The organism is Tepidimonas taiwanensis, from assembly GCF_020162115.1.
Lineage (GTDB): Bacteria > Pseudomonadota > Gammaproteobacteria > Burkholderiales > Burkholderiaceae_C > Tepidimonas > Tepidimonas taiwanensis.
Map to the genome: position 1 here is coordinate 2,524,268 of NZ_CP083911.1, position 21,624 is coordinate 2,545,891.

Consider the following 21,624-nt stretch of genomic DNA (forward strand, 5'->3'; position numbering starts at 1 on the left):
ACGCACATGAATGCGTCACCAACCGATGCCACGCTGTCGTCGGACGCCGTGGGCTGGGAGTGGTCGCCCGCACCGGCGCGTGATGCGGGGCTGCCCTCCGGCTGGATCGCCGCGCTCGTCGTGCTCAGTCTGGCACTGCTGGTGGTGGCGATCACGCTGGTGGCGGTGGTGCGCCGCTTCGAGCATGAGGAAGCCCTGCGCCAATATCGCGCCGATGCGGCATGGCTGCAACGGGCGCTGGCGTTTCACCTGCAACGCCTCGAGCGTGATCTGACACACTTGGCAACACAGCCCCCCAGCGAGACCACCGATCCCTCCGCTTTTGCCGGGGCGCTGTTGCGCGACACACAGGCCGTGACGGCATGGGGTTGGTGGGCCCCGCAAGCCGTCGGCCCGGCTGTCGCGGCGATGGATGCCGACCGTCTGACGCACCCGGACAACGCGGCAGCCTTGGATACCCTACGTGCCGCGACGCAAGCCTTTGGCCGGCCCAGCTACGTTGGGCCCATGCGCGACGGCATCGGTCAACCCTCGTCACACGGGTGGCTGGCGGTTCCGGCGTCGGCCACCGACACCAGTGCTGTTCTCGTGGCGGCCCGAATCGACTGGCCGGCGGTGCTGGCCGCGGTCGTCCCGCCCTGGTATGCCGCCCGTTACCAGGTCTCCGTCACACAGACCGGCGCACCACACATGACGGATGACGGTGAAGGAGATGGGATCCGCACCGTACTCGACCTGCCTGGCGCACCGCTCGTGTTGTCGGTGAAGCCGCTGGACGTCCCGACACCGGCCGTGCCACGGGGATTGCTGCTGCTGGCGCTGGTATTGCTGCTGGCGCTGGGGGCCGCGGCGTGGGCCATGCTGCGGGGCATGCGTGCACGCCAGCAAGCGCAACAAGCCCTGCAGGCTGAGGTGGCCTTTCGGCGCGCGATGGAAAGTGCCGTGCGTACTGGCCTACGGGTGTGGGACATGGAGGGGCGCATCCGCTATGTCAACCGGGCGTTTTGTGAGCTCGTTGGCTATGGCCCACAGGAGCTGCTCGGTCGCGCGGCCCCACTGCCCTACTGGCCGGACGAGTTGCACGACGAACTCAGCGCCCTGCACGGGGAACTGCGCCGGGCCGGCACCCCGGCTGCCGGGGTGGAGCTGGTGTTTCGCCACCGCGACGGCCACCGGGTGGACGTTTTGGTGCACGAGTCGGCCTTGCTCGATACCAAGGGTCGGCAAATCGGGTGGATGAGTGCGGTACTCGACATCACTGAGCGCAAGCAGGCGCAGCGGCTCGAAGCCCTGCACCGAGAGCGGTTGGAGGCGCTGGGTCAACTGGTGGCGGTGGGCGAGATGGCCAGCACCCTGGCCCACGAGCTGAATCAACCGCTGGGCGCGCTCAATGGGTTTGTCCACGGTCTGCTCAATCGACTGCGCACGCAACCACCCGGACTCGACGAGATCAGGGCGGTGGTCGAGCGCATCGCAGGACTCGCGGACAAAGTCGGGCGGATCGTGCAGCGGGTCAACGCCTTTGCCCGCCGCCGGGAATTGGACGCCAGGCCGTTGGCGCTACAGCCCTTCTTGCGGCGTTTGATCGAGGCGCAGCGAGCGCGCACCGACTCACGCATGCGCATCGACGTCGACTGGCCCGCAGACGAAGCGGTCGTGCTGGCCGACCCGGGCTGGCTGGAACATGCGGTGCGCAACGTCCTGGACAATGCGGTGCATTGGGCGTCGGTCGGCTCGACATCAGAGCGACAGGCGCGCGTGCGCGTGACGCTGCACCGCGAGGCCCAACGCATCGGTATTGCCATTGGCGACAACGGCCCCGGCGTGGCACCCGACATCGCCGACACGCTCTTCACGGCTTTCGTTTCCCGCAAAGAGGGGGGAATGGGCATGGGGCTGGCCATCGCTCGCTCCGTGGTCGAAGCCCACCGCGGCCGCATTGACGTGGGGCGTGATCCGCTGCTCGGCGGCGCGCGGTTTACGCTGTGGCTACCGCAGGCTGCCCCCTCGGAGAACAGGCCATGACCGAAACCGAAGTCCACATCGTCGACGACGACGCCGATCTGCGCGACGCGCTGTGCTGGCTGCTCGCCTCGCGCGCGTTGCCGTCGCGCGCTTGGAGCAACGGCAACGCCTTTCTCGACTGGGCGCAGACACGGCGCACTGCGTGGCCGGTCGCGGTGGTGTTGTTGGACATCCGTATGGTTCCGCTGAGCGGCCTGGATGTGTTCGAACAACTGCGCCAGTGGCAGTGTCCGTGGCCGGTCCTGTTTCTCACTGGACACGGCGATATTCCGACGGCGGTGCAAGCGGTCAAACAGGGCGCCTGGGACTTTCTGGAAAAACCTTTTCAGGACAACTCATTGGTGGACAAGGTGCAGCGGGCGCTACAGATCGCCAGCAGCCCCGAGGCGCTGCGCGCACTGCAGCTGCGCTCAGCCTTGCATCAGCTCAGCCCTCGCGAGCGCGACGTGCTGGCCGAGGTGCTGCAGGGCCGCTACAACAAAAATATCGCCGATCGGCTCGGCATTGCCGAGCGCACGGTCGAATTTCACCGGGCCAATATCTTGCAGAAAATGAATGTGGGCTCCGCGCTGGAGCTGGCCCACCTACTGGGGCGGTACGGCTTGTGGCCGCAGCCCCCCGCCGCCCCCGCGTCGGGACTGCCTGCAGGTACCCAAGCCCTCGCGGAGGGTCACCCCGCCCCCACGACCTCGACCTCAGGTATTTGAAATCGCTTGGACCGGCGCCGCTTCGTCAAGGTGGCCCACGACGACGCGGTTGCGCCCGGCCCGCTTGGCCGCGTAGAGGGCCGCGTCGGCCAGCTGCACCAGGTGGGGGCCGTCTTCGGGGGCCAGCGGCACCAGCGCCGCCACGCCCGCGCTGACCGTCACCACCGGCGCCGTCGGCGAATCGGCGTGGGGCAGCGCGAGCGCACGCACCGCGGCCACCGCCCGCTCCGCGACGCGGCGCGCCCCAACCGCGTCGGTGTCGACCAGCAGCGCGACCATCTCCTCGCCGCCGCAGCGCGCCAGCAGGTCCGGCTCGCGGTAGATCTCGCTGCGCAACGCCCGCGCCACCGCCTGCAGGCACGCGTCGCCCGCCTGGTGGCCGTCGTGGTCGTTGTAGCGCTTGAAATGGTCGACATCGAAAATCACCACCGCCAGCGGCCGCCCCTGCCGCGCGTGGCGCGCCACCTCCTCGCGCAGGCGCTGCTCGAAGTAGCCGCGGTTGGCGATGCCCAACAACCCGTCGATGCGCGAGAACGCTTCCAGCCGCCGGTTGGCGGCTTCCAACTCGGCCGTGCGCTCGCGCACGCGCTGCTCCAGCGTCGCGTTGGCCTGCTGCAGGTCGCGGTTACGCTCGGCCAGGACGTGGTAGAGCTGCCCCATCATGCGCAGCAGGTTGGCCATCCCGCGGTCCGGGTGCTGCTCTTCGCGGGCGTAGGCGTCGGCGGGCGCCGCGCCGGCGCGGATCGCGCGGATCTGCCGCGCCATCGACTGGTCCACGCCCAGGATGTGCAGGCCGAGCCACGCGGTCAAAAACCCCATCAGGGTCTCCGCCGGCTGGCGCAGCGGGCCGCGTGTGTCCCACATCGAGCGCACCTGCTCGACGAACTCGCGGTGCAGCCGCTCGTGCAGACCGCGGTGGCGCGGGTCCACGCCGGCGTCCCGCATCAGCTGTTCCTCGTCCTCGAAATGCCGGTGCGCGTAGGCGAGCAGCTCGTCGAACGCGGCCTGCTGCGCCGAGGCCGACAGCGTGGCGCTGTGGAACAGCGCGCGGTTGAGCGCGTTGAAGAGGTCGACCAGGCGGTGGTGCTGCGCGTCCACCTCCGCCAGGCCGGTGATCAGCGTGGCGTCCCAAACGAAAACATCGCGCTCGGGCGCATCGGGGGGCGGGATGGTCATGGCAGGACGGGCGCGCAGGCGCGTACTTTGTGACCAGAGTATCGCGCAAAAACCCCCGCCGGAGGTGCGGTCATGCGCGCACGACCGCGTCCGGGAGCTCGTTCGGGTTGGGCCGCTGCCCGTCGGCGGGGAAGTGCTGACACAGCCAGGCGTCCACGGCGTCGATCGCGCCGGCGAGCGCCGCCTCAGGCGAGGCGGTCTGCAAGCCCGCGCGCAAGCGCTCGACGACCGCCTGCCAATGCGCGGGCGGGACGCGCCGCGCCAGCGCGCGGTCGGCGACGATCTCGATCGCCCGCTCGGCCAGCAGCAGGTAGATCAGCACGCCGGCGTTGTCCTCGGTGTCCCAGACGCACAGCCGGCCGAACCAGGCCAGCGCACGCTCGCGCACGCGCGCGGCCAGCGCCGCCTCGTCCGGCGGCGGCCACAGCCAGCCAAGCGGCAGCGCCGCTTCCACGCAGACGCGGATCTCGCCCCGGTGTCGGGCCTCGCTGGCGGCCACCCGGTGGCGCAGCCGCTCGGCCGCGGCGTCGTCCAGCCAACGGCGGCTGGCGCGCTCGTCCCACCACAGGTGGCGCACCAGGCGTCCCCACCGGGCCATCGTCCCCATGCTCACCACCGCCCGGAGGCGCCCCCGCCCCCAAAATTGCCCCCACCCCCGGAGGTGAACCCGCCACCCCCGGCGCTCCACCCACCCCCGCCGAAGCCACCGTCCCAGCCGCCGCCCGTGCGGCCGCCGCGCCACGATCCCCCGCCGCCGACCCGCACCCCGAGCAGCGCGAACAGAAACGCCGCGAGCACCAGCAGCCCCAGCCACCCCAGCGACAGGTTCAGCCCCGTGCCCAACACCCCCGCCAGCACCGCCGTCACGAACGCGCCCAGCACCCGCCCGAGGATGCCGCGCAGCACCGTGGCCACCACACCCAGCCCGAATAGCAGGCCGATCAGGTCCTCGGCGCCCGCGTCGTCACTCCCCCCGCCGGTCGGCGCCTCCGGCAACGGCAGCGCCTCGCCCGCCAGCGCGGCCAGGATCTGCTCGACCCCCGCCTCGAGGCCCCCGGCAAAGTCGCCGGCCCGAAAGCGCGGCACGATCGCGCGCTCGATGATGCGGCTGGCCAGCAGATCCGGGATCGCCCCCTCGACGGCCTTGGTGGTCGCGATGCGCACGCGGCGGTCCTCCTTGGCGACGACGAGCAGCACGCCGTCGCCGACGTCGCGCCGGCCGATCTTCCACGCGTCGCCCACGCGCTGGGTGTAGTCCGTGATGTCCTCGGGCGCGGTCGTGGGCACCATCAGCACGACCACCTGGCTGCCGCGTTCGCGCTCGAACGCTGCGAGCCGCGCCTCGAGCGCCGCGCGTTGCTCGGCGGTGAGCGTGCCGGTCAGGTCCATCACACGCGCGGTGAGCGGCGGCACCGGTTGCAGCGTCTGGGCCGCGGCCGCCCCCGCCAGCCCCAGCCACAGCGCGAACAGCCACGCCCACCACGCGGCCCAGCCCATGCGCCACGATGCCGTCAAGGCCGATGCGGGCGCATATCCCCGTCCGGCCCGACACGGGCACCACGCCCCCGCCACCGCGACGGCCGACATCCCGCCTACGTGCGGACCATCGCCCATGGCATCAACGACTGGGGGCGGGGAATTCGACCTTGGGCGGTGTGGACAACGCCGCCTCGTCCGCCGGCGCGAAGCCGGGTTTGGGCGCGTAGCCGAACACCATCGCCGTCAGGTTGGTCGGGAAGCTGCGCGCCAGCGTGTTGTAGCGCTGCACCGCCTGGATATAGCGGTTGCGCGCCACCGCAATACGGTTTTCCGTGCCTTCGAGCTGCACGCGCAGGTCCGCAAACGCCTGGTTGGCCTTGAGGTTGGGGTACTGCTCCGCCACCGCGAGCAGGCGCGACAACGCGCTGCCGAGCTCGCCCTGCGCGGCCTGAAAGCGCTGCATCGCCTGCGGGTCCTGCAGCATCTCGGGCGTGACCTGGATCGCCGTGGCGCGCGCGCGCGCTTCGATGACGCGGGTGAGCGTCTCGCGCTCGAAGGCGGCTTCGCCCTGGACCGTGGCGACGAGGTTGGGCACGAGGTCCGCGCGGCGCTGGTACTGGTTGAGCACCTCGGCCCAGGCGGCGCGCACCTCCTCATCGAGTCGCTGGAACTCGTTGTAGCCGCAGCCGGGCAGCGCGGTGGCCGCAGGAAGGGCCACCGCCAGCGCCAGCCAGCGGCGGCGGGTGGCGTTGGGAAGGGAACGGTCGGCTGTCATGGTGTGCCCCTGACGTCATGGTGGACAACGGCACCATCATGCCACCATCCGGTGCACATCGCGCATCGGCGGCGGAACGCCGCGCGCTCACGCGCTCGGGGCGCCCGCGGCGAGGCGCCAGCCCGCGGCCACGAGCGCGTCGCGCAGGCGCCGCGCGGTCGCGATCGCCTGCGGGCCATCGCCGTGCACGCAAATACTGTCGATCGGCGTCGGCAGGACGGCGCCGTCGCGCGTGACCAGGCCGCCCGCGGCCAGCATGCGCAGCACGTGCGCGACCGCCGCGTCCGGGTCGTGCAGCACCGCCCCGGGTTCACGGCGGGGCACCAGCTGCCCGTCCGCCTGGTAGGCGCGGTCGGCGAAGACCTCGCGCAGCACGGGCTGCCCGGCTTCCAGCGCCGCCTGCTCCAGCGCCGAACAGGCCGGCGCGAGCACCGGCAGCGCGGGGTCGTAGGCCCGCACCGCCCGCATGACCGTGCGCGCCAGCGACACGTCCGCGCAGGCCATGTTGTTGAGCGCCCCGTGCGGCTTGACATGCGCCAGCGGCACACCCTCCGCGCGGCACACGCCGGCCAGCGCCCCGATCTGGTAGAGCAGCATCGCCTCCAGCTCGTCGGGCGCGAGCTCCATGCGCCGGCGGCCAAAGCCCTGCAAATCCGGAAACGCCGGGTGCGCCCCGACGGCGACACCGCGCGCCGCCGCCAGGCGCACAGTGCGGCGCATCACCAGCGGATCGCCCGCATGAAAGCCGCACGCGACGTTGGCGCGCGTGACGATGGCCAGCAGGGCCTCGTCGTCGCCCATGGTCCAGGCACCGTAGCTTTCGCCCAGGTCGGCGTTCAGATCGATGACATGCTCCGCGGTCATGTGGGCTCCTCGGCGGCGTCGGCCGTTACGCTGCCGTCACACATGCTGACGACGCCGCTGATCAGGTTGTGTTCGTACAGCCGTCGCAAATCGACATACCCGGGCGGATGCCACGGCCGCAGCGCACGGCTCCAGTGTTGCAACGCCTCGGCCTGCGCGCGCAGCGCGTCGTGCGCCTGGGCCAGCGTCACCGGCGCGAACCGCAACGGTACATCGACAGGCCAGCGCGCCAGCCGCCCCCAGTCGGCGCGAATGACGGTCGCGATTTTCGGGTAGCCACCGACGGTCTGCGCATCGGCCAGCAACACGATCGGCTGGCCGCTGGCCGGTACCTGGATCGCACCCGGCGCCACGGCGTCCGACACGATGTCGGCGTGCGCCGGCGTACGGTGCACGAGCGGCGGCCCGGCCAACCGCATGCCCATGCGGTCGCGCTCGGCGGTCACGCGCCACGCCGCCCCGCACAAGGTTCTGATTGCCTCGGGCGGGAAGTGATCGTCCTGCGGCCCGAGCAGCACGCGCACCGGAGCGTCCGGGTCGGACAGAGGCTCCCCGCGGCGCTCGGTGGTGGGCGTCTCCGGCCCCGGCGCGCCGCACGGCAGGCGGTCGCCGGCACACAGGGCGCGGCCGCCGAGCCCGCCCATCGCGGTGCGCTCGTGCGTCGCGCGGCTGCCCAGCACCGGCGGCACGTCGATGCCCCCGGCCACGCCGAGGTACGCGAGCCCGCGCACGGCCCCCAGGCGCAGCGTGTCCCCGGGGCGCAGCGTCACGGTGCACCAGCCGGGCAGCGGCTGCACGGTACCGCCGACGCGCTCCACCGACGCCATCACCTCGCCGACGACGGCCACCTGGACGGTGCCACCGTCAGCCTGCAGGCGCGGCCCGAGCAGGCGCAGCTCCAGCACCGCCGCCGCCGGCGCGTTGCCCAGCAGCGCGTTCGCAGCCCGCGCCCACAGCGGGTCGAGCGCCCCGGCCACCGGCACGCCCCAGTGCCGGTGGCCCGTCCGCCCGAGGTCCTGCACGGTATTGCCCAGACCCGGGTCGAGCACCTGCAGCACCGCGTTCACCCGTCGCCCCCCGGTGGGCTCCCGCAGGCCATCACGTCCAAAGAGCCCGCCTGCGCACGCGCCTGCAAGTCGGCAAACGTCGCCTCGTCGATCGCGAACCAGCGCACCGTGTCGCCGCTCGCAAGCAGCGCCGGCGGATCGCGGCGCACGTCGAACAACGGTACCGGCGTGCGCCCGACGAGGTGCCAGCCGCCCGGGCTGACCCAGGGGTAGACCGCGCACATCCCGCCCGCCAGCGCGATGGAGCCGGCGGGCACCGCCTTGCGCGGCGACGGCAGGCGCGGCACCTGCAACGCCGCCGGCACCCCGCCCATGTACGGAAACCCGGGCAAAAAGCCGATCTGGTACACCCGGAACGCCGCGGCCAGCAGCTGCTGCACGACCGCCTCCGCCGTCAACCCCACGCGCGCGGCCAGCGCGTCCAGATCCGGCGCCATCGCGGGTGCAAAGCAAGCGGGCAAGCGCCAACAACGCCCCGCACTCGGCCGCGCCGTCGTCTGCTGCGCCAGCTCCAGCAATGCGTCGCCCAGCGCCATTCCGTCGCACGCCAGCGGCTCGTAGTGGACGGTCAGCGAGCGAAAAGTCGGCACCACGTCGACCACCGCGCGCCACGGGGCGGCCCCGGTGGCCCACGCGGCGCGCACCGCCTGCGCGAGGCCCATGACGCGACCGTGCAACGCCGGGTCGATCGCGTCGCCGAACTCCACCGTCCACGCGCCATCCCCCAGCGCCAACAGCCGCGGCGCGGGACACGGCATGGCGGCGCTCACCCCGCCATGCGCTGCGGCAGCCACGTCACCAGCTCCGGAAACGCATACAGCAACACCACCGCCAGAACCATCAGACCGAACATCGGCGCCGCGTAACGCGCCAGCTCCGTCACCTGTCGGCCGGTCATGCCCTGCAGCACGAACAGATTGAAACCCACCGGCGGTGTGATCTGCGCCATCTCGACCACGACAACGAGGAAAATGCCGAACCAGATCAGATCGATCCCGGCAGCCTCGACCGTCGGCAGCAGCACCCCCATCGTCAGCACCACGATCGAGATGCCGTCGAGAAAGCAGCCGAGGACGATGAAGAAAAGGGCCAGCGCGAGCACCAGCTCCCACTGCGCCAGGCCCAGCGAACCGATCCAGGTCGCGACGTGGCGCGGCAGGCCGAGATAGCCCATCGCCAGCGTCAGAAACGCGGCACCCGCCAGGATCAGCGCGATCATGCAGTACATGCGCGTGGCCCCCAGCAGGCTGTCGCGGAAGGTCTGCCAGCTGAGCGCCCCTTGGGCGGCGGCGATCAACAGCGCCCCCACCACGCCGACGGCCGCCGCCTCGGTCGCGGTGGCGATGCCGGTGTAGATCGTGCCGAGCACCCCCGCGATGAGCAACAGCACCGGCAGCAAATGGCGGCTGGCGCGCAGCCGTTCCCCCAGCGACAGCGTTTCGCCCTCCTGCGGAATGGCGCGGGGGTGCAGCAGCGACCACACCATCACGTACCCCATGAACAAGGCCGCAAGCAGCAGCCCCGGCAGAATGCCGGCGACAAAGAGCCGCGCGATCGAGACATTTGCCGTCACGCCGTAGACGATCATGATGATCGACGGCGGGATGAGCAGCCCCAGCGTGCTGGCACCCGCGAGTGTGCCCAGGCTCATCGCATCGGGGTAGCCGCGCCGCTGCAGCTCGGGCAACGTCATCTTGCCGACCGTCGCGCAGGTCGCCGCCGACGAACCCGACACGGCCGCAAACAGCGTGCTGCCCAGGATGTTGGTGTGCAGCAGTCGGCCCGGCAGGCGCTGCAACCATGGCGCCAGGCCGCGGAACATGTCCTCCGACAAGCGCGTGCGAAACAGGATTTCGCCCATCCAGACGAACAGCGGCAGGGCGGTGAGCGTCCACGAGGACGAAGCTCCCCAGATCGTGATCGCCATCGCGTCACCGACGGCGCGGGGCGTGAACAGCTCCATGCCGATCCACGCCACGCCGACCAACGCCAAACCGATCCACACCCCCGCGGCCAGCGTGACGAGCAACGCGCCGATGAGCACCAGCGTGACGATCAAGTCCATGATGAAACGCTCCGCGTCATTCGATACGCGCCGGCTCGTCACCGGCGTCGGGGTGCGGCGCGCGTCCACGCGCGTGTTCCGCCAACTGGACGGCCATCGCGAGCGCGAACAGCACCGTCCCGACCGCCATACCGAGCTGCGGAATCCACAACGGGGTGGCGTCCAGGCCCGTCGAGATGTCGTGGAACGCGTGGCTCTGCCAGACGAGCCGCACCGAGAACCAGGCGAGGCCCCCGGCCAGCAGCAGCCCCAGCGCGTGCACCGCGACCTCGACCCCGCGGCGGGCGGGCGCGGGCAGCCGCTGCAGCAGCAGCGTCACGCGGATGTGTTCACCCCGCCGCAGGGTGGCCGGCAGCGCCAGAAAGGCCGCCGCGGCCATGCTGTAGCCCGCGTAGGCATCGGCGCCCGGCAGGGCCAACACTGGCAGAAGCCGTCCAACGATGCTCACCAGCACCATCGCCAACGTGCCGATCAGAAACACCCCTGCCACCCAGGCGGCCACTTCGAACAGGCGATCGAAAGCTTTCACGGCCCGCCCCTCTGGTCTGGGCCGTCAGCGGCGGTACGCGTCCAGCACGGCGGCGCCTTCCGGCCCCGCCTGCCGAGACCATTCCTGCACCATCGTCTCGCCGATCTTGCGCAGATCCGCTTGCAATTGCGGCGAACCGCGCGACACCGTCATGCCGTTCTTGCGCAGCTGCTCCAGGTACCAGGCGGTCTTCTCTTCGCTTTCCTTCCAGCCGCGCGCCTCGGCGTCGGCCGCGGCCTTGAGCACCGCGTCCTGCGTCGGCTTGTCCAGCGCCTCGAACGCTCGCTTCGAGACGAAGACGACGTTCTTGGGCAGCCACGCCGCCACGTCGTAGTAGTACTTGACCTGTTCCCACACCTTGCTGTCGTAGCCGGTGGCGCCGGAGGTCATGAACGCGTTGACGGCGCCGGTGGCCAGCGCCTGCGACAGCTCGGCGGCCTGAATCGTGACCGGCTGCGCCCCCACGAGCTGGGCGATCCGGCTGGTGTTGGGGTTGTAGGCGCGCCACTTGGCCCCCTTGAGGTCCGCGGCCGATTCGATCGGCTTGGCGCTGAAGATCCCCTGCGGCGGCCAAGGCACGGCGTAGAGCACCTTGAGCCCCTGCTTGTCCAACGCGGCCTCGACGGCCGGACGCGAGGCCTGCCACAGTTTGCGGGCGTCCGCGTAGCTGGTCGCCAGGAACGGGATGGAGTCGATGCCGAACAACGGGTTTTCGTTGGAGAAGTTGGAGATCAGCACTTCGCCGATCTGGGCCTGCCCGCCCTGCACGGCGCGCTTGATTTCGTTGGCTTTGAACAGCGACCCGTTGTCGTGCACGGTGATCGTGAGCTTGCCGCCGGTGGCGCGCTCGATGTCCTTGACGAACATCAGGATGTTGGCGGTGTGGAAGTTGCCCGCCGGATAGGCGGTGGGCATGTCCCACTTGACGGCCTGGGCGGCCGCGGTGACGTGGGCGACCGCCAGCGTGGCGGCAGCGGCAAAGGAGGCAAGCGTGGCGCGCATCGGTAACTCCTGCTGTCTGAGAAGAGAAGGGGTACGGCTTCGAACCGCCCAACGCCGGACGGCAGGGAAACGGTAACACCACGCATGTAAAACGTCAACGTTTTGTGATCGTTTTTTTGTTATGGTTTACCATGAGACGGTGGGGTGCGCGGCGCGGCGTGTTGCACAATCCGCCCAGTGCCCATTCCACCCGGCCCGCCATTTGCCATGACACCCCCGCATTCCGCTCCACCGCCGGCCACCGAGACCCCCTCGCCCGACCGTCCCATCGTCTCGTCGGCGCACCTGGTGTCCGAAAAGTCGCCGGAGCTGTCGGAGTTCGAGTTCGGGCTGATCATCGCGGCCCACGCCTTCAACCGCTGGCTCATCCGCTGCATGGGCGCCGCGGGTGTCAAGGACATGACGCCCACCGACGTGCTGGTCCTGCACCACATCAATCACCGCCGCACGCCCAAGCGGCTGTCCGATATCGCCTTCGTGCTCAATATCGAAGACGCGCACGTCGTGTCCTACTCGGTGCGCAAGCTGCAGGGCATGGGACTGGTGTGCGGCGCCAAGCGTGGCAAGGAGGTCTTTTACGCCACGACCGACGAGGGCCACGCCTTATGCCTGCGTTACCGGGCGGTGCGGGAAGCGTGCCTGATGCCCGGCTTTTCCGGCACGGCCGATGAAAACCGGCGCTTGGCGGAGGTCGCCCGCACGCTGCGGCAGCTCTCCGGCCGCTACGACCAGGCGGCCCGCGCGGCCACGGCGTATTGAATTCGTCCCTGTCAACCGTACCCCGGCACAGGGGTCACGGCGTGCGCACCACAACAACTCAGCCCCCAGCGCAAAGCGCGCTGGCAACGCACCTGGCCCCAAACGAACGGGCGCGGGACGCAACCTTCGACCCGCGCCAATGTGAACCGCACCCGGGCTCCCGCACTGCCGCTGGCTGCAGCGGGCTTCAACCCACGCCGATGTGGACAGCACACCGCTGCGGTGTCCGTTCAAACGCAGCTGCTCCCTGTTGATCGCGGTCTATTCCCTGACGTAAACGAGGGCATTTTTTCGTTTTCAGAATTTTCTGAAATTTCCGTTCATACTGTCCGCACTGTCAGTCCTTACTTCCCCGCCACCGACATGGACAACATGACCCCCTTGGTGCGCAGCTTCGTGGCGCATTTCGGTGAGATGGGCAGCCGTTGGGGCATCAACCGCACCGTCGGGCAGATTTATGCGCTGCTGTTCGTGTCGCCACGGCCGCTCAACGCCGAGGAGATCGCCGAGCGGCTGGCGTTCTCGCGCTCCAACGTCAGCATGGGCCTCAAAGAGCTGCAAGCGTGGCGTTTGGTGCGCTTGCGGCACTTCAGCGGCGATCGCCGTGACTATTTCGAGGCTCCCACCGACCCGTGGGAGATTTTGCGCACGCTGGCCGAAGAGCGTCGCCGCCGCGAGATCGAGCCCACACTGTCGATGCTACGCAATGCGCTGCTCGAGACACCCACGAACGAGGAAGACCGCATCGCGCAAGAGCGCATGAAGGGCATGCACGACCTGATCGAGCTGGTGACGACGTGGTTTGATGACGTGCAGCGGCTCGATGCGCAAACCCTGGCCCAGTTGATGAGAATGGGCGCTCGCGTAGGCAAATTGCTTGAATACGCCGGCAAGCTGCGCGCACCCGCCGCTTTGCCTCGCTAGCGCGTTGCTGTTGTAGACCGCGAGGAACGCCATGGACGCTTTGCTGCTGGCTCGGCTGCAGTTTGCCGCCAATGTCACCTTCCATATTCTGTTTCCCACGATCACCATCGCCCTGTGCTGGGTGCTGCTCTTTTTCCGCTGGCGGTGGCTGCGCACGCAAGATGCGGCTTGGCTGGGTGCCTACCGCTTCTGGACCAAGGTCTTTGCGCTGAGCTTTGCGCTGGGTGTCGTCTCTGGCATCACCATGAGCTTTCAGTTCGGCACCAACTGGCCGGGCTTCATGGAGCGCGTGGGCAACGTCGCGGGGCCGCTGCTGGGTTACGAAGTGCTCACCGCGTTTTTCCTGGAGGCCACCTTCCTCGGCATCATGCTCTTTGGACACGGCAAAGTCAGCGAGCGGGTAACGCTGCTGGCGACCTTTTTGGTGGCGCTGGGCACGACAATGAGCGCGTTCTGGATCCTGAGTCTGAACTCCTGGATGCAGACCCCGGCGGGCTACGAAATCATCGACGGCGTTTTCCACGTCACGAGTTGGGCACAGGTTGTCTTTAACCCCTCCTTTCCCTACCGCTTGGCGCACATGTTGCTCGCGTCGGGCCTGACGGTGGCGTTTTTGCTCGCCGGGCTCAGCGCCTGGCAGGTGCTGCGCGGCAAAGCCAACGCCGCCACACCCAAAGCCATGCGCACGGGCTTGACGTTGGGGGCGGTGCTCATCCCGCTGCAAATCCTCGTGGGCGACCTGCACGGTCTCAACACCCTGCAACACCAACCCCAAAAGATCGCCGCCATCGAAGCGGTGTGGGAAACCGAGCGGGGCGCGCCGCTGCTGTTGTTTGCCTGGCCGGATGAGGCCTCCCGCAGCAATCGGTACGAGCTGGGCATCCCCAAAGGGGCCAGCCTGATCCTGACTCACGAGCTCGATGGCGAGATTCGCGGACTCAACGAGTTCATCGGTGCGCACCCGCCCGTGGCACCTGTCTTCTTTGGTTTTCGCATCATGGTTGGGGTGGGCATCCTGATGCTGCTGAGCAGTTGGTGCGGCTGGTGGATGCTGCGTCGCCGTGGCTGGGACCCTCGTCGCTTGCCGCGCCCACTTCTGTGGAGCCTGAGCGCGATGAGCTTCTCGGGCTGGGTGGCCACCGTCGCGGGCTGGTACGTCACCGAAATCGGCCGCCAGCCCTACATCGTGCAAGGACTGCTGCGCACCGCCGAGGTCGCTTCGTCCACCCCGGCACCGATGATTGCGCTGACGTTGGCCGCCTACATCACGGTCTACTTGGCCTTAATCGTGGCCTACGTGGGTGTCATCGCGCACATGGCCGGCAAACCCATCGACGCCCCTGTGCGTTACGCCAGCACACAGCCTCAACCGACCGTGGAGGTTCGCGGATGAGCTTCGACGATACCTTGCCCCTCATATTCATGGCCGTCATGGGCCTGGCCATGCTGGCCTACGTGGTGCTCGACGGCTTCGACCTCGGCGTGGGCATGCTGCTGCATCGCGCCACGCCGCAGCAACAAGACGTGATGGTCTCCTCCATCGGCCCGTTCTGGGACGCCAACGAAACGTGGCTGGTGCTGGGGGTCGGCATCCTGTTGATCGCCTTCCCCAAGGCGCACGGCATCGTGCTCACCGCGCTGTATCTGCCGGTGGCGGTCATGCTCATCGGGTTGATTTTGCGCGGCGTCGCGTTTGACTTTCGCGTCAAAGCCCACGACGAACACAAACCGTTGTGGAACCGCGCGTTCTTTGTGGGTTCGTTGATGGCCTCGCTGGCCCAGGGATGGATGCTGGGCCGCTACATCACCGGATTTGCCGAGGGCTGGGCCTACACGGTCTTTGCGGCAGCCATCGCGCTGGCATTGGCCGCCGCTTACGTCCTGCTGGGGGCAACGTGGCTGGTCATGAAAACCGAAGGCCCCCTGCAAGCCCGCGCCGCTGGCTGGGCGCGCCTGGCGTGGCTGCCGGTGGTGATGGGGATGATGTTGATCTCGCTGGCCACCCCCATCGTGAGCGAGACGGTGCGCGCACGCTGGTTCACCATGCCTGTGTTCATCGCGTTGCTGCCCATTCCCTTGGTGACCGCTGCCGGACTCATCACGCTGCGGGTTTTGCTGAACTCACCGCGCATCTTGGGCCGCCTGTGTTGGGTGCCGTTTGCGCTGGTTGTCGCGGTCTTCGTGCTGGGCTTCTTCGGCCTCGCGTACAGCCTCTATCCCTACGTGGTGATGGATCGGCTCACCATCTGGGAAGCGGCCAGCGCACCGGCTTCGCTCAAGGTCATCCTCCTGGGCACGGTGGTGACAGTGCCCGCCATCATCGGCTACACGGTGTTCGCGTATCGGGTCTTTTGGGGCAAAACGCGCGAGCTCAGCTACGCATAGCACGCGCGGCGGCGGGGCTCAGAGCGGTGCCACCGCGGGTGCCGATGCGGGATGGCCAAGGACATCGATCCCTGCGCTGGTGGGATGCGTGGCGCTGCGGCGGCTCAACACCCGCGCCCACGCGCGCTCGTGGAAGAAGTACGCGACCGCCTGCACGGTGGGCTCCAGCAGCGACAGCGTCAGCGCCGCCCACAGGTTGCCGGTGACGGCGTACGCCACCGCCGCGGCCACCGTGACGTGCATCACGTAGTAGGTGCCGGTTTTCATCAGCGCCCAGCGGTGGGCGTGTGCGATGCGACGAAGACGGGCCATGGAACGCTCCTTATGAACTGACGGGACAGTGCCATGGTAGGGTCGATCAACGCTTTTTGCGATCGATATTTAGAAACTGATTGATAGACATTATTTCGACCGGTGTCTTGGGCGTCGTCAGGCGCTCCCCGCGGGCAGCAGTCGGCCGTCGCGCAGGTCGATGCGCCGGTCGCAACGCGCCGCGAGCCCCGGATCGTGCGTGACGATCAGGAAGGCCGTGCCCTCCTCGCGGTTGAGCTCGCGCAGCAGGCCGAACACCTCCTGCGCCGTTTGGGTGTCGAGGTTGCCGGTCGGCTCGTCGGCCAGCACCAGGCGCGGCCGGTTCATCAGCGCGCGCACGATGGCCACGCGCTGCTGCTGCCCGCCCGAGAGCTGCACCGGCCGCTTGTGAGCGTGGTCGGCCAACCCCGTGCGCGCCAGCAGCGCGCGGGCGCGCTGGCGGTCGTCGGCGGTGATGCGCCCGCGTCCCGCGAGCACCGGCATCAGCACGTTCTCCTCGGCGCTGAAGGCGGGCAACAGATGGTGAAACTGGAACACGAACCCGAGGTAGCGGTTGCGCAGCGCGGTGCGGGCCGCGTCCGACGCGGCGTGCACCGGCTCGCCGGCGAGCCAGACCTCCCCGTCGGTGGGCGTCTCCAGCAGACCCATGATGTTGAGCAGCGTGGATTTGCCGGAACCGGACGGGCCGACCAGGGCAACGAACTCGCCCGCGGCCAGCGCCAGGTCGATGCCGTGCAGCACCTCCACCACCGGCGAAGCGCCGCCGCCGTAGCGCTTGCGCACGCCTTGTAGGCGCAGCACCTCAGCCACGGATCGCCTCCACGGGGTCCAGCCGTGCCGCGCGCATCGCCGGCAGCCACGCCGCCAGCACCCCCACCGCCGTCGCGAGCACCGCGGTGGACACGAACAGGTTCACCTCCAGCACCATCGGGAAGAGCGGGCTGCCGTCGGCGTTGCGGGCGATACGGGTGAAGCCGACCGCCAGCGCCGCGCCCAGCCCGGCGCCCAGCAGCGACCCCACCAGCCCGACGATGCCCCCTGCAGCAGGAACACGCCGAGGATGCGGTGCCGGGGCGTGCCCATCGCGCGCAGGATGCCGATCTCGCGCTGGCGCTGCACCACCGACACCACCAGCACGCTGGCGATGCCCAGCGCCACCGCGATCGTGACGAAGACCCGGATCATCAGGCTCGAGGCGCTCTGGCTGCGCAAGGCGGTGACGAGTTGCCCGTTGGCCGCCTGCCAGCTGTCGGCCTGCAGGGCCGTGGCGCGCTGCAGATCGGCGGCCAGCCTCTGCGCCGCGAAGAGGTCGCGCACGCGCACGGCGATTTCGGTCACGCCCAGCCCCAGCCCGAGCAGGCTTTGCGCATCGCGCAGCGGCAGCAGCACGCGCCGGCGGTTGAGGTCCTGGATGCCGTAGTCCATCAGGCCCGCCACGCGCACCGACAGGGTCTCGCCGGTGGCCGACTGCAGCCGCAGCCGGCTGCCGGGCGTCAGGCCCAGATCCGCGGCGAGTTCGGTGCCGATCAGCGCCTCGCCCGTCTGCAGCGACAGCGCGCCGGCGCGCCGCTTGTCGTCCAGGCGGATCACGGCCTGGTAGTCGTCCAGCGCCACCCCGAGCAGCACGACGGCCTTGCGCACGCCGCCCTGCTGCGCGACACCCGGGCCGCTGACCACCGCCGCTGCTGCGGCCACACCAGGCCACGCGCGCACCGTCTGCAACACCGGGGCCACGTCGGTGATCGTCTCCTCGCGCTGCGTGCGCTTGCGCACATCCGCCAGGGTCACAACGCCGTCCTGGTCCTGCAGCACGCGGGTGTTGACCCGCTCGGACGGGCGCAGCACGACGTGCGCCTGCGCGGAGAGCGTGCGCTCGATGATGTTGGCCTGCAGCCCGTTGACGATCGCGGTGATGTAGACGATCACCGCCACCCCGATGGCCACGCCGCCGACGATCAGCCACGACTGGAAGCGCCCCTCGCGCAGCAGCCGCCAGGCGACGACCCAGACGAACCTCATCGGCGGACCTCGACGCGCGCGCCGTCGTCCAGCGCCGGGGCCGGGTCGATCACCTCCACGCCGGCAGCGAGCCCGCGCCGCACCGGCAGCCAGCCGTCGACCGCGGGGTCGGTCTCCACCGCCACCCAGCGCACCCGCCCCGCCACCACCGTCGCCACACGGCCGTCACGCAGCGCTGAGAGCGGCAGCAGCAGCCGCGGTTGCGGCGCGTCCGTGACGACCTCGGCCGACACGGTCATGCCGGGCAACAGCCTTACCCCGCCCGCGGCGGCGTCGGCCAGCGCCAGCTCCACCTCCACCGTGCCGCGCACGCCGTCGACCTGGGTGTCGATGCGCTGCACCCGCGCCGCGAGCGGCGCGTCGGGCCACGCATCGGCGCGCACCGCGGCCGTTTGGCCCACCGCGACGCGGGCCACGTCTCGCTCGTCCAGATCGAGCAGCACGCGCGCCGGCCCCGCCCAGGCAAAGCGCGCCACCGCCTTGCCCGCCGTCACCGCGTCGCCCACCTCGACCAGCCGCGTCAGCACGACGCCTTCGGCGGGCGCCCGCACGGCGACTTGCTGCCGACGGGCGCGTGCCTGCTGCACCGCCGCCTCCGTCTGCTCGACGCGGCGCCGAGCGGCGTCGTACGTACGCTCCGCCGCCTCCAGCGCCGCCGGGCTCAGAAAGCCCTGCGCCTGCAGCGCGCGCTGGCGTTGCCACTGCCGATGCGCATCGGCGAGCTGGCCGCGCGCGTCGGCCAGCTGCGCCTCGGCCTGCGCCAGCGCCGCCTGCGACTCGTCGGGCTCCAGCGCCACCAGCACCGCACCAGCCCGCACCGTCTCCCCCTCGGCCACGGGAGTGGCGACCACGCGCCCCGTGACGGTGCTCGCCAGCGTGGACTCGCGCGCCGGGGCGACGCGCCCGGTCACCACCAACGACCGCTGCACGGGGCGCTCGGTCAGCACCACGGTGTGCACCGGCGTCGCCCGCGCGAACCACCACCCAGCGGCCGCCAGCGCCACGAGCGCGACCGCCGCGGCCGCCAGCCATCGTTTGTGTGTCGTCATGTGTTTGATTGTGCCGCGGTGCCGCATTCCCGCGGGCCGCCGTCACCCGCGATCCGCCCGCGGCTCAGACCCCGGGGCCAGCGTCACCCACGGCAGATCGTGGGTCCGCGCGAGCGCGTCGAGCGTGGCGCGGCTGCGGGTGGCGAACCACGCGGCCAGCGCCGCGGCTGTGGCGGGCTGAAGGCACGCCTCGGGCGTGAGGGCGCCGAGGCCCGTGACCTCCCCCAGGCGGCGCGCAAAGTGCGGCTCCAGCGCCGCGACCGCCACGCGCCCGTCCGCACACGCGTAGACGCGATACCCCGCGTGCGCCCCGCCCAGCAGCGCGCCGGGGGCCGTCAGGCCCCAGGTGCGCGGCAGCGCCAGCCACGCGGCGCCATCGGCCAGCGCCACGTCGCGCACCACGCCGCGGCCCGTCTGCTCGCGCTGGCGAAGCACCAGCAGCACCGCCTCGACCGCCAGCAGCGCGCCGGCCATGTCGGCCAGCAGGCTGGGCGGCAGCGCCACCCCGTCCACCAGACCTGCTTCGGCCTGGTAGGTCAGGTCGTGTCCCGCCTCCTCGGCGCGCGCACCGGCGGCCCCGACGATGCGCACCAGCGACAGCCGCGGCCAGCGCGCCTGCACCGTGGCAGCGTCCAGCCCCAGTTTGGCCAGCGCCGATGGGCGAAACGAGGTCAACAGCACGTCGGCGTGGGCGAGCAGCCGTTGCAGCCGCCGCTGCCCGGCAGGGGTTTTGAGGTCAATCGCGACGGTGCGCACCCCACGGTGCAGCTGCCCATACGCCGCGGGGCAGTAGCCGCGCATCGGATCGCCGCTCGGCGGATCGACCTTCGTGCAGCGCGCGCCGAGCGCGCGCAGGCGCATCACCGCGGCCGGGCCCGGCAGGTTCAGGGCCAGCGTGACGACGTGCACGCCGGCCAGCGGCCGTGTCGTACCGGGTGAGGAATCAGGGCGGGCCGTCATGGCCGCACTCTAGCAAAGCTGGCAGCGGTCACGGATGCGACACACGGCGGCGTAAGATACCCCCCAAAACCCCATACCACGAGAGGAGACCACATGCCCCTGCGTGCCACCAAGATCGTCGCCACCCTCGGTCCCGCCTCCGACGGCCTGGACACGATCGAGGCCATGATCCGCGCCGGCGTCGACGTCGTGCGGCTGAATTTTTCGCACGGCAGCGCCGACGACCACCGCCAGCGCGCCGAGCGGGTGCGCATCGCGGCGCAGCGCGTGGGCAAAGAAGTGGCGATCATGGCCGACCTACAGGGGCCCAAGATCCGCGTCGGCAAGTTCGCGCACGGCAAGGTGACGCTGGTGGAGGGCGCGGCGTTCACGCTGGATGCGGCGCGCAGCGAACCCGGTGACGAGCACGCCGTCGGGCTGGACTACAAGGAGCTGCCGCGCGATGTCGTGCCGGGCGACGTGCTGCTGCTCAACGACGGCTTGATCGAGCTGGAGGTGGTGCGCGTGGAGGGAGCCGCCGTGCACACGCGGGTCGTGGTCGGTGGCGAGTTGTCCAACCACAAGGGCATCAACAAGCGCGGCGGCGGCCTGACCGCGCCGGCGCTCACCCCCAAGGACATGGCCGACATCGCCACCGCGATGGCGCTGCGGGCGGACTACGTGGCGGTGAGTTTTCCGAAGAACGCCGACGACATGCGGCTGGCACGCCGGCTGTGTGAGGAGGCCGCGGTCGATGACCACCGTCCCGGGCTGATCGCCAAGATCGAGCGTGCCGAAGCCATCCCCGAGCTGGAGTCGATCCTGCAAGTCAGCGAGGGCATCATGGTCGCGCGCGGGGACCTGGCGGTGGAAGTGGGCAACGCGGCCGTGCCCGCGTTGCAAAAACGCATGATCGCGCTGGCGCGCGCGCACGACCGGCTGGTGATCACCGCGACGCAGATGATGGAGAGCATGATCCACGCGCCGGTGCCCACGCGCGCCGAGGTCAGCGATGTGGCCAACGCGGTGCTCGATGGCACCGACGCCGTGATGCTCAGCGCCGAAACCGCCGCCGGCAAATACCCGCTGCAGACGGTGCAGGAAATGGCGCGCATCTGCCTGGCCGCCGAGCAGGCCTACCAGGACAGCATCGACCACAACTTCGTCGGCAAGACCTTCGAGCGCATCGACCAGTCAATCGCGCTGGGGGCACTCTTCATCGCGGCGCACCTGCACGCGCGCGCCATCGTGGCGCTGACCGAATCCGGCTCCACCCCGCTGTGGATGAGTCGGCACACGGTGGACATCCCGATCTTCGCGCTGACCTCGCGCCTGGGAACGGCGCGGCGGCTGGCGCTGTACCGCAACGTGCACGCGCTGCGCGTGACCGGGGGCAGCGCCGACCGCGACACCGCGCTGCTGCAAGCCGAGCAGCAGCTCAAGGCGCGCGGCCGGCTGCAAAGCGGCGACCGCTACGTCATCACCGCGGGCGAACCGATGGGCACGCCCGGCGGCACCAACATGCTCAAGGTCGGCCAGGTCGCCTGA

22 protein-coding genes are annotated in these 21,624 nt (G+C 70.2%); 7 read left to right on the top strand and 15 right to left on the bottom strand.

The genetic code is table 11. The features are described from left to right. Positions 1–6: 6 nt before the first annotated feature. Both LCC91_RS11930 and LCC91_RS11935 read left to right on the top strand, forming a co-directional pair. Positions 7–2,025: a two-component system sensor histidine kinase NtrB gene (locus LCC91_RS11930; RefSeq protein WP_043698741.1), complete on the top strand. Its 2,019-nt coding sequence runs from the start codon at positions 7–9 to the stop codon at positions 2,023–2,025. Then, positions 2,022–2,732 carry a response regulator transcription factor gene (locus tag LCC91_RS11935; protein WP_082007442.1) on the top strand — a complete coding sequence of 237 codons (711 nt, stop codon included), beginning with the start codon at positions 2,022–2,024 and terminating at the stop codon, positions 2,730–2,732. The genes LCC91_RS11930 and LCC91_RS11935 overlap by 4 nt, the downstream gene beginning before the upstream one ends. On the opposite strand, the gene LCC91_RS11940 is transcribed toward LCC91_RS11935, so the two are convergent. From LCC91_RS11940 to LCC91_RS11985, 10 genes are all read right to left on the bottom strand, one after another. After that, a complete protein-coding gene (locus LCC91_RS11940; RefSeq protein WP_052231373.1) occupies positions 2,721–3,908 on the bottom strand; it encodes a GGDEF domain-containing protein in 1,188 nt (395 codons plus the stop codon). The genes LCC91_RS11935 and LCC91_RS11940 overlap by 12 nt on opposite strands. Before the next feature lie 70 nt (positions 3,909–3,978). Next, positions 3,979–4,506 carry a TPM domain-containing protein gene (locus LCC91_RS11945; RefSeq protein ID WP_224440944.1) on the bottom strand — a complete coding sequence of 176 codons (528 nt, stop codon included), beginning with the start codon at positions 4,504–4,506 and terminating at the stop codon, positions 3,979–3,981. Between the two features lie 11 nt (positions 4,507–4,517). Beyond that, positions 4,518–5,423 (bottom strand): TPM domain-containing protein, encoded by a 906-nt coding sequence (locus LCC91_RS11950; protein WP_399205892.1) that lies wholly within the window; start codon positions 5,421–5,423, stop codon positions 4,518–4,520. Between the two features lie 103 nt (positions 5,424–5,526). After that, on the bottom strand, positions 5,527–6,162 hold the full coding sequence (locus tag LCC91_RS11955) for a LemA family protein (RefSeq protein WP_052231561.1): 636 nt from the start codon (positions 6,160–6,162) through the stop codon (positions 5,527–5,529). Between the two features lie 87 nt (positions 6,163–6,249). Further along, positions 6,250–7,026, bottom strand: coding sequence for a LamB/YcsF family protein (locus LCC91_RS11960; RefSeq protein ID WP_043700844.1), 777 nt, complete (start codon positions 7,024–7,026; stop codon positions 6,250–6,252). Next, on the bottom strand, positions 7,023–8,093 hold the full coding sequence (locus tag LCC91_RS11965) for a 5-oxoprolinase subunit C family protein (protein ID WP_043700846.1): 1,071 nt from the start codon (positions 8,091–8,093) through the stop codon (positions 7,023–7,025). The genes LCC91_RS11960 and LCC91_RS11965 overlap by 4 nt, the downstream gene beginning before the upstream one ends. Then, positions 8,090–8,887, bottom strand: a complete 798-nt coding sequence (locus LCC91_RS11970; RefSeq protein WP_143897995.1) for a 5-oxoprolinase subunit B family protein — start codon at positions 8,885–8,887, stop codon at positions 8,090–8,092. The genes LCC91_RS11965 and LCC91_RS11970 overlap by 4 nt, the downstream gene beginning before the upstream one ends. Continuing rightward, positions 8,860–10,158, bottom strand: coding sequence for a TRAP transporter large permease (locus tag LCC91_RS11975; protein ID WP_390612136.1), 1,299 nt, complete (start codon positions 10,156–10,158; stop codon positions 8,860–8,862). Before LCC91_RS11975 ends, LCC91_RS11970 begins: the two co-directional genes overlap by 28 nt. A 16-nt stretch (positions 10,159–10,174) precedes the next feature. Beyond that, positions 10,175–10,687 (bottom strand): TRAP transporter small permease, encoded by a 513-nt coding sequence (locus LCC91_RS11980; protein WP_043700848.1) that lies wholly within the window; start codon positions 10,685–10,687, stop codon positions 10,175–10,177. Between the two features lie 24 nt (positions 10,688–10,711). Next, complete coding sequence (locus LCC91_RS11985) at positions 10,712–11,689, bottom strand: TRAP transporter substrate-binding protein (RefSeq protein ID WP_058616497.1); 978 nt, start codon at positions 11,687–11,689, stop codon at positions 10,712–10,714. 207 nt (positions 11,690–11,896) lie between these two features. Between LCC91_RS11985 and LCC91_RS11990 the strand changes: the two genes are divergently transcribed. From LCC91_RS11990 to LCC91_RS12005, 4 genes are all read left to right on the top strand, one after another. Then, the gene (locus LCC91_RS11990) at positions 11,897–12,448 is read left to right on the top strand and encodes a winged helix DNA-binding protein (protein ID WP_052231424.1); all 552 of its coding nucleotides are present in this window, start codon (positions 11,897–11,899) and stop codon (positions 12,446–12,448) included. A gap of 363 nt (positions 12,449–12,811) precedes the next feature. Continuing rightward, positions 12,812–13,372 (top strand): GbsR/MarR family transcriptional regulator, encoded by a 561-nt coding sequence (locus LCC91_RS11995; protein ID WP_197052545.1) that lies wholly within the window; start codon positions 12,812–12,814, stop codon positions 13,370–13,372. A gap of 31 nt (positions 13,373–13,403) precedes the next feature. Beyond that, positions 13,404–14,765 (top strand): cytochrome ubiquinol oxidase subunit I, encoded by a 1,362-nt coding sequence (locus tag LCC91_RS12000; protein WP_043699242.1) that lies wholly within the window; start codon positions 13,404–13,406, stop codon positions 14,763–14,765. Continuing rightward, positions 14,762–15,757, top strand: coding sequence for a cytochrome d ubiquinol oxidase subunit II (locus tag LCC91_RS12005; RefSeq protein WP_043699246.1), 996 nt, complete (start codon positions 14,762–14,764; stop codon positions 15,755–15,757). Before LCC91_RS12000 ends, LCC91_RS12005 begins: the two co-directional genes overlap by 4 nt. A gap of 18 nt (positions 15,758–15,775) precedes the next feature. On the opposite strand, the gene LCC91_RS12010 is transcribed toward LCC91_RS12005, so the two are convergent. The 5 genes from LCC91_RS12010 to LCC91_RS12030 form a co-directional block, all read right to left on the bottom strand. Next, positions 15,776–16,069, bottom strand: coding sequence for a DUF2061 domain-containing protein (locus LCC91_RS12010; protein ID WP_043699250.1), 294 nt, complete (start codon positions 16,067–16,069; stop codon positions 15,776–15,778). Between the two features lie 117 nt (positions 16,070–16,186). Continuing rightward, on the bottom strand, positions 16,187–16,879 hold the full coding sequence (locus LCC91_RS12015; RefSeq protein WP_043699253.1) for an ABC transporter ATP-binding protein: 693 nt from the start codon (positions 16,877–16,879) through the stop codon (positions 16,187–16,189). A gap of 102 nt (positions 16,880–16,981) precedes the next feature. Then, positions 16,982–18,088, bottom strand: a complete 1,107-nt coding sequence (locus LCC91_RS12020; RefSeq protein ID WP_143897993.1) for an ABC transporter permease — start codon at positions 18,086–18,088, stop codon at positions 16,982–16,984. Then, entirely contained in the window at positions 18,085–19,137 is a 1,053-nt protein-coding gene (locus tag LCC91_RS12025; protein ID WP_043699259.1) for an efflux RND transporter periplasmic adaptor subunit, read from the bottom strand. Before LCC91_RS12025 ends, LCC91_RS12020 begins: the two co-directional genes overlap by 4 nt. A 42-nt stretch (positions 19,138–19,179) precedes the next feature. Then, positions 19,180–20,097 (bottom strand): CoA transferase, encoded by a 918-nt coding sequence (locus tag LCC91_RS12030; RefSeq protein WP_052231425.1) that lies wholly within the window; start codon positions 20,095–20,097, stop codon positions 19,180–19,182. 93 nt (positions 20,098–20,190) lie between these two features. On the opposite strand from LCC91_RS12030, the gene pyk reads away from it, so the two are divergent. Beyond that, complete coding sequence (gene pyk, locus LCC91_RS12035; RefSeq protein WP_043699262.1) at positions 20,191–21,624, top strand: pyruvate kinase; 1,434 nt, start codon at positions 20,191–20,193, stop codon at positions 21,622–21,624.

Excerpts from the sequence above, each read along its gene's own strand:
- LCC91_RS11930 (WP_043698741.1), top strand. The coding sequence starts at position 7 with ATGAATGCGTCACCAACCGATGCCACGCTGTCGTCGGACGCCGTGGGC.
- LCC91_RS11935 (WP_082007442.1), top strand. The coding sequence starts at position 2,022 with ATGACCGAAACCGAAGTCCACATCGTCGACGACGACGCCGATCTGCGC.
- LCC91_RS11940 (WP_052231373.1), bottom strand. The coding sequence starts at position 3,908 with ATGACCATCCCGCCCCCCGATGCGCCCGAGCGCGATGTTTTCGTTTGG.
- LCC91_RS11945 (WP_224440944.1), bottom strand. The coding sequence starts at position 4,506 with ATGGCCCGGTGGGGACGCCTGGTGCGCCACCTGTGGTGGGACGAGCGC.
- LCC91_RS11955 (WP_052231561.1), bottom strand. The coding sequence starts at position 6,162 with ATGACAGCCGACCGTTCCCTTCCCAACGCCACCCGCCGCCGCTGGCTG.
- LCC91_RS11960 (WP_043700844.1), bottom strand. The coding sequence starts at position 7,026 with ATGACCGCGGAGCATGTCATCGATCTGAACGCCGACCTGGGCGAAAGC.
- LCC91_RS11975 (WP_390612136.1), bottom strand. The coding sequence starts at position 10,158 with ATGGACTTGATCGTCACGCTGGTGCTCATCGGCGCGTTGCTCGTCACG.
- LCC91_RS11985 (WP_058616497.1), bottom strand. The coding sequence starts at position 11,689 with ATGCGCGCCACGCTTGCCTCCTTTGCCGCTGCCGCCACGCTGGCGGTC.
- LCC91_RS11990 (WP_052231424.1), top strand. The coding sequence starts at position 11,897 with ATGACACCCCCGCATTCCGCTCCACCGCCGGCCACCGAGACCCCCTCG.
- LCC91_RS11995 (WP_197052545.1), top strand. The coding sequence starts at position 12,812 with ATGGACAACATGACCCCCTTGGTGCGCAGCTTCGTGGCGCATTTCGGT.
- LCC91_RS12000 (WP_043699242.1), top strand. The coding sequence starts at position 13,404 with ATGGACGCTTTGCTGCTGGCTCGGCTGCAGTTTGCCGCCAATGTCACC.
- LCC91_RS12005 (WP_043699246.1), top strand. The coding sequence starts at position 14,762 with ATGAGCTTCGACGATACCTTGCCCCTCATATTCATGGCCGTCATGGGC.
- LCC91_RS12010 (WP_043699250.1), bottom strand. The coding sequence starts at position 16,069 with ATGGCCCGTCTTCGTCGCATCGCACACGCCCACCGCTGGGCGCTGATG.
- LCC91_RS12020 (WP_143897993.1), bottom strand. The coding sequence starts at position 18,088 with ATGAGGTTCGTCTGGGTCGTCGCCTGGCGGCTGCTGCGCGAGGGGCGC.
- LCC91_RS12025 (WP_043699259.1), bottom strand. The coding sequence starts at position 19,137 with ATGACGACACACAAACGATGGCTGGCGGCCGCGGCGGTCGCGCTCGTG.
- LCC91_RS12030 (WP_052231425.1), bottom strand. The coding sequence starts at position 20,097 with ATGACGGCCCGCCCTGATTCCTCACCCGGTACGACACGGCCGCTGGCC.
- pyk (WP_043699262.1), top strand. The coding sequence starts at position 20,191 with ATGCCCCTGCGTGCCACCAAGATCGTCGCCACCCTCGGTCCCGCCTCC.